The organism is Pedococcus sp. P1_H8 (assembly GCF_056405175.1).
In genome coordinates this window covers 1-16,194 of sequence record NZ_JBFUCP010000002.1, presented here as the reverse complement: position 1 = coordinate 16,194, position 16,194 = coordinate 1, and the positions used below count along the sequence as shown (strand labels likewise).

Genomic DNA, 16,194 nt, shown 5'->3' with positions numbered 1-16,194 from the left:
CCCCACTACGGCAGGGGCGAGGTCGGTCAGCGACTCAGCGCTGGCCGACCTCGTGCACGAGCTCGACGACGCGGGTCAGGACGTCCGGGTCGGTGTCGGGCAGCACCCCGTGGCCCAGGTTGAAGATGTGACCGGGCGCGGCCCGGCCCTCCTCGACGATCGCGCGGACCTTGGCCTCCAGCGCCTCCCAGGGCGCGAAGAGCAGGGCGGGGTCGAGGTTGCCCTGCACGGCATACGAACCGTCGAGGCGGGCGAGGGCATCAGTGAGGGACACGCGGTAGTCGACGCCGACCACGTCGGCACCCACAGCGCCCATGGCAGGCAGCAGCTCACCGGTGCCGACCCCGAAGTGGATGGTGGGTATGCCGCGGGCCGCCACCGCGGCGAGCGCGGTGGTCGAGTGCGGGGCCACGAAGCGCTCATAGTCGGCCCGCGGGAGGGCGCCGACCCAGGAGTCGAACAGCTGGACGGCTGAGGCGCCTGCGGCGGCCTGCACGTCGAGGAAGGCGCCGGAGATCTGGGCCAGGCGGGCGCACAGGTCGTGCCACAGCTGCCGGTCGCCGTACATCAGCGCCTTGGTGTGCTCGTGGTTCTTGCTCGGGCCGCCCTCGACGAGATAGCTCGCCAGGGTGAACGGTGCCCCCGCGAAACCGATGAGGGGGGTGTCGCCGAGCTCCGCGGTCAGGAGCCGGACGGCCTCGGTGATGTAGGGGACCTGGTCCGGCGTCAGCTCGGGCAGGCGGTCGAGGTCACCGCGCGTTCGGATCGGTTTGGCGACGACCGGCCCGACGCCGGCGACGATGTCGAGGTCGACGCCGACCGCGGCCAGTGGCACGACGATGTCGGAGAAGAAGATCGCGGCGTCGACGCCGTGGCGGCGCACCGGCTGGAGGGTGATCTCGGTGACCAGGTCGGGGCGCCGGCAGGACTCGAGCATCCCGACGCCCTCACGGACCTTGCGGTACTCCGGCAGCGAGCGCCCAGCCTGACGCATGAACCAGACCGGCGTGTGGCTCACCGGCTGGCAGCGGGCAGCACGGACGAGGGCGGAGTCGTGGGGGGAGGTCACCCCGCAATCCTAAGTTGCTCAGAGGGCGATGATCGCCGCCCCCGCCAGCGACAACACGGCGCCCACCTGCTGGATCCTGCGCAGCCTCTCGCGCAGCAGGATGCGCGCCAACACGATGGTGACGACCGGATACAGCGAGGCGAGCACGCTCGCCACGCTGACCTGTCCACGCGACGAGGCGATCCCGAACAGCAGGTTGGCGCCCATGTCACCGCAGCCGATGGCGAGCAGGGCCGGCAGCTCGCGGGGCTGCACGCCTCCCCGGGACCGCAGCACCAACGCCAGGGTGAGGAACACGACGAAGGACACCCCGCGCATCCCCCACAGGGTCATGAGGGTCGACGAACGGGCGCCGCGGTCGATGCAGAACAGCGCGAAACCGAACCCCACCGCCGCCACACCCGCCAGCACCACCGGTCTCGGGGAGACTCCGCCGCTGAGCTCCGGCCCGGACGCCAGGGTCACCCCGACGACGGCGACCACGATCCCCACCCAGGTCCAGGAGGACGGCTCGTCGCCGGTGGCCACGCCGAGCAGCACGGGGACGGCCACGCCCAGCGCCGCGATCGGGGCGACGACGCCGATGGTGCCGCTCGCGAGGGCGGTGTAGAAGCAGAGCAGCCCCGTCACCCCTGATACCGCAGCGCCGACCGACCACAGGGGCCAGCCCGTCCACGTGAGGTGGTCCCAGCGGAGGGCGACGGCGACGCAGAGCACGAGGAACGCCAGTGACTGCGTCCACCCCACGACCGCGACTGCCGGGCGCCGCCGGGAGTACAGCCCGGCGAAGAAGTCCGCCGTCCCCCAGCTCGCGCTGGACGCGAGCGCGAGCAGGGAGAGCATGGCCGCACGGTACCGGTGACGCGACACGACGCGGACGGCAACCTCCCTGTGATATTCGACATCGCGGCATACCCTCTGATGGTGGGCAGCCGAACGGTCCCTGGCGACCAATCCCCCGAGTTCACGCAGGCGCTCAGTGACCTGCGCGGAGCACGCTTGCGCCCCGAGGTCCGCCTCACCGAGGTGCCCGCTCCCCAGCGCATCGCGCCGTATGCCGTGGCCCTCACGGCCGAGGTGTTGGGCGCCGCGGATGACGAGGACGAGCTGGCGTCGGGACGCTTCGTGCTCTTGCACGACCCTTCGGTCCCCGACCCCTGGGACGGGGCCTGGCGTGCGGTGACGTTCGCCCGGGCCGAGCTCGAGCCCGAACTGGCCAACGACCCCATGCTGGGTGCGGTCGGCTGGTCCTGGTTGACCGACGCCCTGGCCAGTCACCACCTGGGCTACACCGCCGAGGCCGGCACGGTCACGAGGGTGGTCTCCGAGAGCTTCGCCGGTCTCGCCGACCGGCCCGCCAGCGTCGAGATGGAGGTCCGCGCCTCGTGGACCCCCGTGGCCGGCAACGTCGGCGCCCACCTGGTCGCGTGGTCCGACCTGCTGTGCACCATCGCGGGTCTGCCACCGCTGCCGGAGGGCGTCATCGCCCTGCCCGGACCACGCCGTTAACAGTGGAGTGCTGACTTCTCGGGGCGTGTTCCATGGCGTCGGCCGGGTAGGTTGATCCGGTGACCGACACCGAGGCCGAGCAGACTGCGGCCGAGCAGACTGCGGCCGACCAGTCGCAGGCCCTGCAGATGCAGGCCGTGCCGACGGAGGAGCCCGAGCAGGAGCCAGCCGACCCGCTGACCCCGCTCGACATGCCCGTCGACGGCGTGCCCCCGGTCGTCGAGTCCGAGCGGGCGCTGATGGAGGCCGCCCGCGCAATCGCCGCCGGCGAGGGCCCTGTTGCCCTCGATGCCGAGCGTGCCAGCGGCTACCGCTACGGACAGCGTGCCTACCTCGTGCAGCTTCGACGCGAGGGCTCGGGCACCTGGCTGATCGACCCGATCGCGTGCCCCGACCTGTCGCCGCTCAACGACGCCATCGGCAGTGCCGAGTGGATCCTGCACGCGGCCACCCAGGACCTCGCCTGTCTCGCGGAGGTGGGACTTCGACCTCAGCAGCTGTTCGACACCGAGCTCGCCGGGCGGCTCCTGGGCCTGCCCCGTGTCGGGTTGGCTGCGGTCGTCGAGCACTACCTGGGTCTGTCCCTGGCCAAGGAGCACTCGGCGGTCGACTGGTCCACCAGGCCACTGCCCGAGCCGTGGCTGCGCTACGCCGCCCTCGACGTGGAGGTGCTGGTGGACGTGCGCAACCTGATGGGGGTCGACCTCGCGAAGCAGGGCAAGGACAGCTGGGCGCGCGAGGAATTCGAGGCACTGCTCGACTTCATGGGACCGGCGCAGCGCATCGATCCCTGGCGACGCACGAGCGGCATGCACCGCGTCCGCCACCGCCGGATCGCGGCGGTCGTGCGAGAGCTGTGGGAGACCCGCGACCAGATCGCCCAGGACCGCGATGTCGCCCCCGGGCGCGTGCTGCCCGACGCGGTGCTGGTCGAGGTGGCGATGGAGTCGCCGACCAACCCCGGCACGCTTCCCGGCGGGCACCGCTCCATCCGGCGCTACCAGCGCCAGTGGCTGGACGCCGTCACCCGGGCGAACGCGATCCCCGAAGGTGACCTGCCGCCGATGACCCTGCGCTCGGACGGTCCGCCGCCCCAACGGGCGTGGGCCGAGCGCAACCCCGTCGCGGCCGCCCGGCTGACCGCCACGCGCGAGGCACTGACGGCCTTCGCCGCCGAGCACGTGATCCCGATCGAGAACGTCCTGTCGCCGGAGCCGCTGCGCCGGGTGATCTGGACGCCCCCGGCCGACCAGACCGCCGCCGGGTTCGCCGACGCGCTGTCCGCCCTCGGCGCCAGGCACTGGCAGGCCAGCGTGGTCGCGCCGATGATCGAGGCGGCGTTCGAGGCCAACCCCGACGCCTGAGGCGGGTGACGGCTCTCACGCGCGCGTTCTGGTGACCTGGTTGTTACCGGGAAGTAGCATCGGTGCCGTACCCACCGGCATACCGGTGAATCCGCACCCAGGACTCAATCACCCCAAGACTCACTCCAAGGGAGGCCACCCGTGCCCCGCACCCTTCATGAGGTCGTGTTCGTCGACGGCGTTCGCACACCGTTCGGCAAGGCCGGCGACAAGGGCATGTATGCCCAGACGCGCGCCGACGACCTCGTCATCCGCTGCATCCGCGAGCTGATGCGCCGCCACCCCGAGCTCCCCCCGGAGCGCGTTGAGGAGGTCGCCATCGCCGCCACCACGCAGATCGGCGACCAGGGCCTCACGCTCGGGCGCATGGCTGCCCTCCTGTCCGGCCTGCCCAACACCACGCCCGGCTACTCGATCGACCGCATGTGCGCCGGCGCCATGACCGCCGTGACCACGGCGGCGAGCTCGATCGCGTTCGGCTCCATCGACATCGCGATCGCCGGGGGCGTCGAGCACATGGGCCGCCACCCCATGGGTGAGGGCGTCGACCCCAACCCGCGGATCGTCGCGGAGAAGCTGGTCGACCCCTCCGCCCTCGTCATGGGTTCGACCGCCGAGAACCTGCACGACCGGTACCCGTCGATCACCAAGGACCGCAGCGACGCGTTCGCGGTGGGGTCCCAGGACAAGCTCGCCAAGGCCTACGCGAACGACCAGATCCAGCCCGACCTCGTGCCGGTCGCCACCCGCCACCAGGAGCTGGGCTACGGCCTGGCCACCCAGGACGAGCCACCGCGTCCCGGCACCACCGTCGAGGACCTGGCTTCGCTCAAGACGCCGTTCCGTCCGCACGGCAACGTCAGCGCCGGCAACTCGGCCGGGCTCAACGACGGTGCCACCGCGTGCATCCTCGCTTCCGAGCAGGCCGCACAGGAGCTCGGACTGCCCGTGAAGATGCGCCTCGTCGACTTCGCCTTCGTGGGCGTCGAACCCGAGGTCATGGGCATCGGCCCGGTTCCGGCCACCGAGAAGGCCCTCACCAAGGCGGGCCTCTCGATCGAGGACATCGGCCTGTTCGAGCTCAACGAGGCCTTCGCCGTGCAGGTGCTGGCGTTCCTCGAGCACTTCGGCATCGCGGACGACGACCCCCGCGTCAACCAGTACGGCGGCGCCATCGCGATCGGTCACCCGCTCGCCTCCTCGGGCGTGCGGCTCATGACCCAGCTGGCCCGACAGTTCGAGGAGCACCCGGAGGTCCGCTTCGGCCTGACCGCCATGTGCATCGGTATCGGCATGGGCGCCAGCGTCATCTGGGAGAACCCCCACCACGCTGACTACGGCAAGGAGGTCGCGGCATGAGCGAGCGGACAGCGAAACGAGCACCCGAGCGAGGTACGAGCGAGGCGCGGAGTGAGCGTGGAAGCGAGCCAATGGACAGCGACTCGACCACGTCCCAGACGCCCGCATTCGAAGAGGTCGTGACCCACACCCCGGTGCGGGACGTCGTCCTCCCGGGGAGGGCGGGAACCCTCGCGCTGGTCACGCTGGACAACGGCTTCGACCACACCAAGCCCAACACGTTCGGCCCGCAGACCATCGCCGGGTTGAAGGCCACCATCGACGGGCTGCGCACCCGCGCTGACGCCGGTGAGATCCAGGCGGTCGGCATCACCGGCAAGCCGTTCATCTTCGCCGTCGGCGCGGACCTCAAGGCCGTGTCGCAGGCCGGCAACCGGGAGCAGGCGATCGAGGTCGCCCGCGCCGGTCACGCGGCCTTCGCGGCGATCATGGACCTGCCCGTCCCGACCTTCGCGTTCGTGAACGGTGCCGCCATGGGTGGCGGTGTGGAGATCGCGCTGTCCGCCGACTACCGCACCATCTCCGCAGGAGTGCCCGCGCTCGCGCTGCCGGAGACGTTCCTCGGGCTCGTCCCGGGCTGGGGCGGCTGCTACCTGCTGCCCAACCTGGTCGGTCCGGTGAACGCGCTCAAGGTCATCATCGAGAACCCGATGAACACCAACCGCATGCTCAAGGGCCCGCAGGCCTTCGAGCTGGGCATCGCCGATGCGCTGTTCGCACCGGCAGACTTCCTCGAGGAGTCTCTGCTGTGGGCAGCAGGCGTCCTCACGGGCGAGACCGTCGTCGAACGCAGCACCAAGGACGGCAACGGGATCTCCCGCGACGAGGCGCAGTGGGCCGCCGCCCTCAAGGCCGCCAAGAGCCTGGTCGACCTCAAGACCGGCGGCAAGGCACCGGCGCCGTACCGCGCCCTCGCCCTCGTCGAGGCCGCTCGCACCGCCACTCGCGACGACGCCTTCGCTGCCGAGGACGAGGCGCTCGCCGACCTCGTCATGGGTGACGAGCTGCGCGCAGGTCTCTACTCCTTCGACCTGGTGCAGCGCCGGGCCAAGCGTCCCGCGGGCGCCCCCGACAAGGCGTTGGCCCGCAAGGTCACCAAGGTCGGCATCGTCGGCGCCGGGCTGATGGCGAGCCAGCTCGCCCTGCTGTTCGCCCAGCGCCTCGAGGTGCCGGTCGTGATGACCGACCTCGACGAGGAGCGCGTGACCAAGGGAGTGGGCTACGTCCACGCCGAGGTCGACAAGCTGCTCGGCAAGCGCCGGGTCAGCCCCGACAAGGCCAACCGGCTCAAGGGCCTGGTCACCGGAGCCACGTCCAAGGAGGGTTTCGCGGACGCCGACTTCGTCATCGAGGCGGTCTTCGAGGAGATGTCCGTCAAGAAGACGGTCTGGGCCGAGGTGGAGGCGATCGTCACCCCCGAGTGCGTCCTCGCGACCAACACGTCCTCGCTGTCGATCACCGAGATGGCCGCGGAGCTGGAGCACCCCGAGCGGGTTGTCGGTTTCCACTTCTTCAACCCGGTCGCCGTCATGCCGCTGCTCGAGATCATCAGGGGCGAGCAGACCGACGACGCGACGCTGGCCACGGCGTTCGCGACCGGCAAGACGTTGAGGAAGACGACCATCCTGGTCAAGGACAGCCCGTCCTTCATCGTCAACCGCCTCCTCGGTCGCTTCATGGGCGAGGTCGCCAAGGTCGTCGACGAGGGCACTCCCATCGAGGTCGCCGACCGCGCCTTCGCCGGGCTTGCCCCGATGCCGCCGTTCATCCTGCTCGGCCTGGTCGGTCCGGCCATCGCCCTGCACAACAACGAGACCCTGGCCAAGGCCTTCCCCGACCGCTTCTACGTCTCGGAGAACCTGCGCAAGGTCGTCGCGGCCAAGAAGTCGGCCATCTACGTCTGGCCCGAGGGCAAGCCGGTCGTCGACCCGGAGGTCGAGGCGTTGTTCGACAAGCCGGCCGACCCGGTCGTGTTGTCCACCGAGGAGGTCCGTGAGCGGGTGCTCGGCGTGCTCGCAGACGAGTCGCGTCGGATGCTCGACGAAGGCGTCGTTGCGGCTCCGATGGACCTCGACCTGGCGATGATCACCGGTGCTGGCTTCCAGTTCTGGAACGGCGGCCTCACTCCTCTGCTCGACCGCGAGGGCGTCGCCGAGAAGGTGACCGGCCAGCGCTTCCTCCCGCCCGGCGCCGCGAGCGTGCCGACCCTCGCGGGTTGATCTCCGGAAAGTGAAATGAGCCTGACGGTTTCGTCAGGCTCATTTCACTTTCCCAGCTCGTGTCCTCGACTCCGTGCAGTAGCTGGCCGGCGCAGGTCCCTGTGTGCTCACCCACACAGGATCATGCCGAACTGTGGCTCGCCACCACATGCTCGGGTGCTGACGGCAGACCTAGTCTCGCCTGATGCCGACGACGCCAGCGCTGCTCGACCTGTCCGGACGCACGGCGTTGGTGACGGGCGCCGCGAGCGGCATCGGGGCTGCGTGCGTCGAGCGCCTGGTCGCCGCCAAGGCGAGCGTCTATGCCGTGGACCGCGACGCCGAGGGCCTGTCCAGGTTCACCGGCTTCGGTGCGGTGGAGACCATCCCCCTCGATCTCGCCGACCTCGACGTGGTTGACGCCCTCCCCGGCACGATCGACATCCTCGTCAACAACGCGGGCATCCAGCACGTCGCTCCGATCCACGAGTTCCCCGTCGACACCTGGGACCTGATCATCCGGCTGATGCTGACCTCGCCGTTCCGGCTCACGCGTCGCGTGCTCCCGCACATGTACGCCCAGGGCTGGGGCCGGGTCGTCAACGTGTCCAGCGTCCACGGGCTGCGGGCCAGCCCCTACAAGGCGGCCTACGTCTCGGCCAAGCACGGCCTCGAGGGGCTGTCCAAGGTCACGGCGCTCGAGGGCGCCGAACACGGCGTCACGAGCAACTGCGTCAACCCTGCCTACGTGCGGACCCCCCTTGTCGAGAAGCAGATCGCCGACCAGGCCGCCTCGCACGGCATCAGCGAGGACGACGTGATCACGAGGGTGATGCTCGAGCCCGTGGCCGTGAAGCGCCTCGTGGAGGCGGACGAGGTGGCTGAGCTCGTCGCGTTCCTCTGCGGCCCGGCTGCTGACTCGGTGTCCGGTTCGTCCTTCTCGATGGACGGCGGCTGGACCGCCCACTGAGGGGGTCCGGCGCCTAGGATCCGTCTCGATGGACGCCCACGACGACTCCCCCGCGATAGCGCTGCTGCGCCTGCTCGCTGAGGGGGCGCCCGCCTCCGAGCTCGAGACCGTCAGCGACGAGTCCGGAGAGGCCCGCGAGCTCGCCCTGCGGGTGCGGGCGGCATTCGACTCCCGCCGTCGCCGAGAAGCCGAGCTGACGGGGCTCGTCGAGACTGCGCGCGACCTCGCGGCCCTGCGCCACCCCAGCGGCATCCTCGAGGCGATCGTGCGCCGGGCACGGGCCCTGCTGGGCACCGACGTCGCCTACCTCACGCTGTTCGACCCTGAGGCCGGGGACACCTTCATGCGTGCCACCGACGGCTCGGTGAGTGCGGAGTTCCAGGTGGTCCGCCTGTCTCTCGGCGACGGCCTCGGCGGGCTTGTGGCCTCCACGCGCAAGCCCTACTGGAGCGCGGACTACCTCCACGACCACCGGTTCCAGCACACCGGCACCATCGACAGCGCCGTCGGCGACGAGGGCCTGGTCTCGATCTGCGGCACGCCGCTGGTGGTCGAGGACGACTTCGTCGGAGTGCTCTTCGCCGCCAACCGCTCCCCGCGGCCGTTCTCTCCCGACCAGGTCGCCCTCCTCGGGTCGCTGGCGGCCCTCGCGGCCGTGTCGATCGTGCAGACCCGCAGTGCCGAGGAGGTCCGCCGACACACCGCAGGGGTCGAGCGGGCCGCTGCGGCGCACGACCGGTTCGCCGAGCTCGTGCTGGCGGGCGGAGGGGTCGACGACATCACCAAGGCGCTGGGCGACCTGCTCGGCGGCTGGGTGGTGCTGCTCAACTCCGAGGGCGAGACCCTGAGCAGCCATGGCCCGGCACCGTTGCCCGAGGATGGTGCCGGCGCGGCGCTGGCGCGCTCGTCGGTCGTCCGCGAGACCGAGGCGTCGGGTCGGCTCGCGCACGACGCCCGCAGGGACCAGTGGGCGATCGTGGTCAAGGCTCCACAGACCCCTCTGGGCATCCTCGTCCTCGGTGGAGTCGGAGTGCTCGACGATGCCGACCGGCGGACCGTAGAGCGCGCCTCGGTCGTCAGCGCCCTGGTCCTGCTGTTCGAGCGCACCGCCGCCGAGGCCGAACAACGGGTTCGGACGGACCTCGTCGCCGACCTGCTCAGTGGTCGTGGCGACACCACCTCGCTGGCGAACCGTGCCCGCGCCCAAGGCATCGACCCGTCTGCGCCCCACGCTGTGCTCGTGGCACACGCGGACGCCGACACCCCACGTCGCACCCTTCTGCTCGCCGCCCACGCGGCAGCCGGCCACGGATCAGTGGTCGGCGAGCACGATGGACACGTCGTCGCCCTGCTCCCGTCCGATGACCCGCACCAGTCGGCCACGGAGCTCGCCCGTCGGCTCAGCCGCCTGGCAACCGTGACCGTCGGTGCCGCGGGACCGACGACGCTGACCGAGGACGTCCCAGCCATCTGGCGCGAAGCGGTCCGCACTGTCTCCGCGCTGGTCTCCCTCGGGCTGGCCGGCACCGGTGCCAGTGCCGACCACCTGGGCTTCGCCGGGCTCGTCGTCGGTTCGGCTCCGGACGTCGGCGGCTACGTCCGCCAGCACCTCGGACCGCTGCTCGACTACGACGCGCGTCGTGGGTCGGAGCTGGTGAAGACCCTGCAGGCCTACTTCGACGCCGGCGGCAGTCCTCGACACGCAGCCACCGACCTGCACGTGCACGTCAACACCGTCAGCCAGCGCCTGGAACGCATCTCCGCGCTGCTCGGACCGCACTGGCAGCGCCCCGACGACGCCCTCGAGCTCCAGCTGGCACTGCGCCTGATGCGACTCAGCGCAGGCGGGACGCCAACGATGTAGCCACTGCGTCCGCTGTGAGCCCGACCTCTTCGAGGAGCTGACCGCGTGAGGCGTGGTCGAGGAAACGCTTGGGTATGCCGTGCACGTGCACCGGGACGCCGACGTCGGCGTCCCGCAGTGCCAGCGTCACGGCAGCCCCCACACCGCCGCTCACGAGGTTGTCCTCGACCACGGCGACGGCACCGGCGCGACGAGCCATCGCGACGAGGTCATCACTGACGGGCAGCACCCAGCGGGGGTCCACTGCGGTGACCGAATGTCCTTGCGCTTCAAGCTTTCCCGCGATCTCGACGGCCATGGCAGCGAACGCACCCACACCGACGAGCAGGAGATCGCACGCCTCGGCCGAGGTCTCGTGGAGCACGTCCACCACCCCCTCCTGACGGACTGCCGCCACTGCCGGACCCACGTCGCCCTTGGGGAAGCGGATGACCGTCGGCCCGTCGGTGACGTCGATCGCCTCGCGGAGTTGACGCTTGACCTGGTCGCCGTCGCGAGGAGCGGCCAGTCGCAGGCCGGGGACGACCGAGGCGATGGTCATGTCCCACATCCCGTTATGGGAGGCGCCGTCGCTGCCGGTGATCCCGGCGCGGTCGAGCACGAACGTGACGCCGGCTCGGTGCAGTGCGCAGTCCATGAGCAGCTGGTCGAAGGCGCGGTTGAGGAAGGTGGCGTAGACCGCCACGACCGGATGCAGGCCGGCATACGCGAGGCCGCTCGCCATGGTGACGGCGTGCTGCTCGGCGATGCCGACGTCGAAGACACGCTCCGGGTAGGCGGCGGCGAAGCCGTCGAGGCCGACGGGGATGAGCATCGCGGCGGTGAGCGCGACGACGTCCTTGCGCTCGCTCCCGATGGCCACCATCTCGTCGTTGAACTCGTCGGTCCAGATCCTCCCGCTGACCTCGAACGGCAGTCCGGTCTCGGGGTTGAACTTGCCGATGGCGTGCCACTGGTCGCCCTCGTGCCGGCGGGCCGGGTCGTAGCCGCGACCCTTCTCGGTGATGACGTGGACGAGCACCGGGCCACCGAAGGCCCGCGCCCTGCGCAGCGCGGACTCGACGGCCTGCTCGTCGTGGCCGTCGACGGGGCCGAGGTACTTGAGGCCGAGGTCCTCGAACATCCCCTGGGGGGCGACGATGTCCTTGATCCCCTTCTTCACGCCGTGGAGGGTCTCGTACATCGCTCCCCCGACGACCGGCGTGCGGCTGAGCGTGTTCTTGCCCCAGTCGAGGAAGCGCTCGTAGCCGCGGGTCGTCCGCAGTGTGGCCAAGTGGTCGGCCAGCCCGCCGATCGTCGGCGCATAGGACCGTTCGTTGTCGTTGACGACGATGGTCAGCGGCAGGTCCTTGTCGGCGGCGATGTTGTTGATGGCCTCCCAGGCCATCCCGCCGGTGAGGGCACCGTCACCGATCACCGCGACGGTATGCCGCCCGCGTTCGCCGCGCAGCCGCCTCCCCTTCGCGATGCCGTCGGCCCAGGACAGTGCGGTGGAGGCGTGCGAGTTCTCGACGACGTCGTGCTCGGACTCGGCCCGGCTGGGGTAGCCGGACAGGCCGCCCTGCTTCTTGAGCTTGCTGAAGTCGTGACGACCGGTGAGCAGCTTGTGGACGTAGGACTGGTGGCCCGTGTCGAAGACGATGGCGTCCCGGGGGCTGTCGAAGACCCGGTGCAGCGCGATCGTCAGCTCGACGACACCGAGGTTGGGACCGAGGTGCCCACCGGTCTTGGAGACGGACTCGACCAGGAAGTCCCGGATCTCCTGGGCGAGCCGCGTGAGCTGGGCAGGCGTCAACGCCTTGAGATCGGCCGGGCCGTTGATGGTCTCGAGCAGTCCCACGCACGCCGTCCTTTCCGGTGGTGATCAACACAGGGGCCCTGTCACTGCAGGGGAACCGCCCGAGTCTATGCGCCCCGCCTGATCTCGACCTCCTGCGGCACCCCAGTGACCTCGACCTCGCCGTCACGCGTCACCGTGACCGTGAACTCGGACGCGCCGAGCCGCAGGCCCTCCACGTGCAGTGCGCCGAACGGTGTGGGCCGGATCGGTGCGACGTGCAGGACACCGGCGGGCAGGTCTGCGCGAAGTCCCAGGGCCACGGTCAGGAGGGCGCCGGCCGAGGCCGCCGACCACGCCTGCGGACGGCAGGAGGCGGGGTAGGGCGACGGCCGGCCGAGCATCGGCAACCCGGAGTAGAGCTCGGGCCAGCGGTAGTCGAAGGCCTCGCCGGACGCCACGAGGGCCTTTACGACGCGGGCGGCCTGCGCAGTGAGGCCCTCCCTGGCCAGTCCGAGCGCAACGATCGCCGAGTCGTGGGTCCACACCGAGCCCGTGTGGTAGCCGATCGGGTTGAACCCGCCGTTTCCGGTGCCCAGGGTGCGCACCCCGAAGGTGTCGAGCAGCTCGGGACCGGTGACGGTCGCGCCCACGGCGGCGGCTTCGGCCCGGTCGAGGGCACCGGTGCCCAGCGCGTGACCCATGTTGGACCCGAGCCCGTCGACCGGCTTTCGTGAGCCGTCCAGGGCCATGGCGAGGTAGCGCCCCGCGTCGCCGTCCACCCAGAACGCAGCCCGGATCCGGTCGCGCAGTGCGTGCGCGTCAGCGCGGGCCTGGTCGGCACCTGCCTCACCCAGCGTGTCGAGGAGCTCGGCGGCCGCGAGGAGGGCCTCCACGGCATAGACCTGCGCCTCGACGAGCGCGATCGGCGCCTCGGCGACGCGGCCGTCCCGCATCCGCATCGAGTCGCCGGAGTCCTTCCAGCCCTGGTTGACCAGCCCGTGTCCGGTGGTGTCGAGGTACTTGAGGAAACCGTCGTCGTCGGGCTGCCCGTCGCCGGTCAGCCAGGTCAGCGCTGCCTGCAGGTGAGGCAGGAGCGCGCGCACCTCGACCTCTGGCAGTCCCCATCGCCAGGCCTCGACGAGGAGGGTCACCCAGAGGGCAGTGGCATCGACGGTGCCGTAGTACAGCGGCGGCAGGGACAGGTCGCCCTTGCGTGGCGACCCTGTGTAGGCCGTGCGGCGCACCTCGTGCGGGATCTTGCCTGGTTGCTCCGCCGAGTCGATGTCGTGCCGAGTCCCCTGGCGGCGGGCCAGGGCGCGCAGGGTGCCGGCGGCGAGCGCGGTGCCGAACGGCAGCATCATTCGCGCGGTCCAGATCGAGTCGCGTCCGAAAAGCGTGAGGTACCAAGGCGATCCAGCCGCAGCAAAGACATCCGCCCGGTCGAGCGGGTCACGCAGCAGGAGGTGCTGGAGGTCGTTGACGGACTGGGCCACGAGCGGGGCGAGGCGTGGTTCGTCGGCGACGACGCGGATGGCATCCCAGTGGACCCCGTCGCTGCCGGGGTCGGCGTCGAACTCCGAGGCCGCGGTCCGGGTGGGAGTGACCCTGATCCGGAACCGCTGGCTCTCGCCCGGCTCCACCACGACCTCGTGCGCGACGACGACCCTGTCGGGCGTGATCTCGAGTGAGGTGGGGGCTGGGTCGAAGTCGACCGTCGTGAGGTGGCGCGGGGTGCTGAAGGTGACGGCTCCGTTGCCCGCGCCCTCCACTGCGACGGGCTGCACGGCGGGAACGTCGACGAGTCCGTACTTCACCTGCGCGATGGGATTTCCGTCGGACGCCAGTTCGAGCCGGAGGTGGGCCCGGACGGTCTGGGCGGCCCGCGAGGTGACGGTGACGTCCTCGCGCATCACGCCGTCGACGAGAGTGCGTAGCCGGCGGATCTCGACGGTGGGATCGGCGCCCACGTCGCCCAGTCCCCTGGCGGCCCCGAAGAACTCAGCGACGGCTCCGCCTGCCTCGGACGCCACGGCGCTCGGGGCCTCACCGGACACGGTCAGCTCGAGGCGAGACAGCACTCGGACGTCGTCGACGAACAATCCGTGGCCGGCGTCGGGACGCAGGTCGCCGTCCGCGGCGGACAACGCCGTCGCGTTGCCGTGGACGATGATCGACAGGTCGTGCAGCCACGGTTGGCGTGGCGCCTGCTCGGTGCTCAAGGGTGCTCCCTCTCTGGACGAGCCTCGCGCGGTCGCCACGATCTCGACTCACCACTATTCCGGTAGCCCTCCTGTTCGTCACCTTCCAGCGCTACTTTTGTCCCAGACGCCACGGAGGCCGGCGTCAAGGGCTGAAGTCCACCTCCCAGTACCCCGGCTGGGCGTGCGTGCACCCCCGTCCCGCGCGCCCAGCCGGCCTGCACACCCCGACCGGTATGCCGCGGTGCCCGGCAGGACCTTCGGCTCACCTCAGAGCCGCGGCACGTAGCGCTTGCCCTGCAACGCGTCGTAGACCAGTCCCGCGCTGCGTCGGGCCGCCAGCAGGCGGACGCCCTCTGCCTCCAGGTCCGCCAGCACCTGCGCCAGCCCCTCGGCCGTCACGTGGTCGCCGAGCTCGACCCGCACCTCTCGATAGGCCTGACGCATCGCCACCAGCTGGGCGTCGATGTGCCGGGTCGTCACCCAGGCCAACGCGACGGGCTGACGACGCCACCCGGCATACAGGCGGTACTCGGACGGGCAGAAGTCCAGCAACCACGACACCGCTGGCACCTGCCAGCCGGTCGACTCCGGCGGCGGGACGAGTGGAGGCCAGCCCGGCGGCACCGCCGCACTGGGCACCCTCTGGACCTGTGGACCCGGGCTGAGGCGGCGGCCCGGGTCAGGAGCGCGGCGGGCTGACGTGGGCATCCACGACCGCGCAGGATTCGAACATGTGTTCGAGTATAGGTCACTGCGGAGGCGACGCACAGGCGTCCCACGGAACAGCGCCGGGCGGCGCTCGTGCTGCAGCGTTGGCCCGGCGCTTCGGTGGGTCAGCGGCGTTCGGCGCCAGGCGGGGCGCCGAACGCTCGGTCTGCCTGGGCGCTGACCTCACGTCGTCGCTCGAGCGGGACGTCACGCCAGTCGACGCCGAGCAGTGCGGCATCCAGGGACCACAGCAACATCGTGTGTCGCGGAGCGCCCGCGTGAACCGCCCTGAGGTAGGCCTCGACCGGACCCAGCCGGTCGAGCTCGTCGGGCGTCGCGATGCCTGCCGCGAGCAGCATCGCCTCACTCGCCGGCCCGAGGTTGGGCAGGTCGCGCAGGCGTTCAGGGCTCACCCCGCCAGTCTGGAGGGCGACGCCGGGCAGGGGGAAGGGACGGACCGCGACGAGCCCGCGGTCCGTCCGTTCCCGCCGACGCCAGGTCAGGGCAACGTCACGTCACGGCGACGAGACGCCGACTGGTGATCCTGGACGCAGCCCCGACCAGGAGCAGCAGCACGGCCAGCAACAACAACGGCCAGCTGTCACTGCCAGTCATGGCCAAGGCAGCCGCTGCCCGCGCCGCTGAGAACAGCGAGGGCACCGCGGAGGCGGCCGGAGCGTCGGCGGAGGCGGCGCCCCCGCTGTCGCCGCTGCCAGTGGCAGCACCGGGCGGCAGCTCACCACCGGTGGAGGTGCCAGGGTTGCCCGGCGCGCCGGGATCCGAGCCACTGGGCGTCACGGGGTCCGTGCTGGTGCTCCCCGTCGTGCTGGAGTCGCCCAGCACCGACACGGCGTTGCCACTGGCCGACACCGGAGCCGCCGCCGGAGCGGTGACCTGGTTGCCACCACCCGTCGCGTCCTGACCCGAGGTCGTGTCACCAGCAGTACCGGTCGACGAACCAGTCGACGAACCAGCCGGGGCCGACGCCGTCGAGCCCGAGGACGAGGAGTCCCCCAGCACCGACACGGCGTTGCCGCTGGCCGACACCGGAGCCGCCGCCGGAGCGGTGACCTGGTTGCCACCACCCGTCGCGTCCTGACCCGAGGTCGTGTCACCAGCAGTACCGGTCGACGAACCAGTCGACGAACCAGCCGGGGCCGACGTCGTCGAGC

The 16,194-nt window shown here is 71.0% G+C and carries 12 protein-coding genes and 1 pseudogene; 6 read left to right on the top strand and 7 right to left on the bottom strand.

Going from position 1 to position 16,194, the window contains the following annotated elements; genetic code table 11:
• Window positions 1-34 precede the first annotated feature (34 nt).
• Together hemE and AC1DYG_RS02065 are read right to left on the bottom strand one after the other, a co-directional pair.
• On the bottom strand, window positions 35-1,069 hold the full coding sequence (gene hemE, locus AC1DYG_RS02070; RefSeq protein ID WP_477638239.1) for a uroporphyrinogen decarboxylase: 1,035 nt from the start codon (window positions 1,067-1,069) through the stop codon (window positions 35-37).
• A gap of 18 nt (window positions 1,070-1,087) precedes the next feature.
• Window positions 1,088-1,912 carry an EamA family transporter gene (locus AC1DYG_RS02065; RefSeq protein ID WP_477638238.1) on the bottom strand — a complete coding sequence of 275 codons (825 nt, stop codon included), beginning with the start codon at window positions 1,910-1,912 and terminating at the stop codon, window positions 1,088-1,090.
• A gap of 78 nt (window positions 1,913-1,990) precedes the next feature.
• Here AC1DYG_RS02065 and AC1DYG_RS02060 point away from each other — a divergent pair, with 78 nt between their 5' ends.
• The 6 genes from AC1DYG_RS02060 (at window position 1,991) to AC1DYG_RS02035 (ending at window position 10,333) form a co-directional block, all read left to right on the top strand.
• Window positions 1,991-2,578, top strand: a complete 588-nt coding sequence (locus tag AC1DYG_RS02060) for a DUF3000 domain-containing protein (protein WP_477638237.1) — start codon at window positions 1,991-1,993, stop codon at window positions 2,576-2,578.
• Window positions 2,579-2,706: 128 nt separating this feature from the next.
• A complete protein-coding gene (locus tag AC1DYG_RS02055) occupies window positions 2,707-3,942 on the top strand; it encodes an HRDC domain-containing protein (RefSeq protein ID WP_477638492.1) in 1,236 nt (411 codons plus the stop codon).
• 141 nt (window positions 3,943-4,083) lie between these two features.
• Window positions 4,084-5,301, top strand: coding sequence for a thiolase family protein (locus AC1DYG_RS02050; protein ID WP_477638236.1), 1,218 nt, complete (start codon window positions 4,084-4,086; stop codon window positions 5,299-5,301).
• A gap of 71 nt (window positions 5,302-5,372) precedes the next feature.
• A complete protein-coding gene (locus AC1DYG_RS02045; protein ID WP_477638235.1) occupies window positions 5,373-7,520 on the top strand; it encodes a 3-hydroxyacyl-CoA dehydrogenase NAD-binding domain-containing protein in 2,148 nt (715 codons plus the stop codon).
• 184 nt (window positions 7,521-7,704) lie between these two features.
• Window positions 7,705-8,469 carry a 3-hydroxybutyrate dehydrogenase gene (locus AC1DYG_RS02040; protein WP_477638234.1) on the top strand — a complete coding sequence of 255 codons (765 nt, stop codon included), beginning with the start codon at window positions 7,705-7,707 and terminating at the stop codon, window positions 8,467-8,469.
• Window positions 8,470-8,497: 28 nt separating this feature from the next.
• Window positions 8,498-10,333: a helix-turn-helix domain-containing protein gene (locus tag AC1DYG_RS02035; RefSeq protein ID WP_477638233.1), complete on the top strand. Its 1,836-nt coding sequence runs from the start codon at window positions 8,498-8,500 to the stop codon at window positions 10,331-10,333.
• On the opposite strand, the gene dxs is transcribed toward AC1DYG_RS02035, so the two are convergent.
• The 5 genes and pseudogenes from dxs to AC1DYG_RS02010 all read right to left on the bottom strand — a co-directional run.
• Window positions 10,305-12,173, bottom strand: a complete 1,869-nt coding sequence (gene dxs / locus AC1DYG_RS02030; protein ID WP_477638232.1) for a 1-deoxy-D-xylulose-5-phosphate synthase — start codon at window positions 12,171-12,173, stop codon at window positions 10,305-10,307. The two genes, AC1DYG_RS02035 and dxs, sit on opposite strands and share 29 nt — an antisense overlap.
• Before the next feature lie 65 nt (window positions 12,174-12,238).
• The gene (locus tag AC1DYG_RS02025; protein WP_477638231.1) at window positions 12,239-14,332 is read right to left on the bottom strand and encodes a glycogen debranching N-terminal domain-containing protein; all 2,094 of its coding nucleotides are present in this window, start codon (window positions 14,330-14,332) and stop codon (window positions 12,239-12,241) included.
• Window positions 14,333-14,581: 249 nt separating this feature from the next.
• Window positions 14,582-14,875, bottom strand: coding sequence for a hypothetical protein (locus tag AC1DYG_RS02020; protein ID WP_477619260.1), 294 nt, complete (start codon window positions 14,873-14,875; stop codon window positions 14,582-14,584).
• A gap of 272 nt (window positions 14,876-15,147) precedes the next feature.
• Complete coding sequence (locus AC1DYG_RS02015; RefSeq protein ID WP_477638230.1) at window positions 15,148-15,435, bottom strand: TfoX/Sxy family protein; 288 nt, start codon at window positions 15,433-15,435, stop codon at window positions 15,148-15,150.
• A gap of 97 nt (window positions 15,436-15,532) precedes the next feature.
• A pseudogene (locus AC1DYG_RS02010) lies at window positions 15,533-16,194 on the bottom strand (hypothetical protein); the annotation flags it as partial.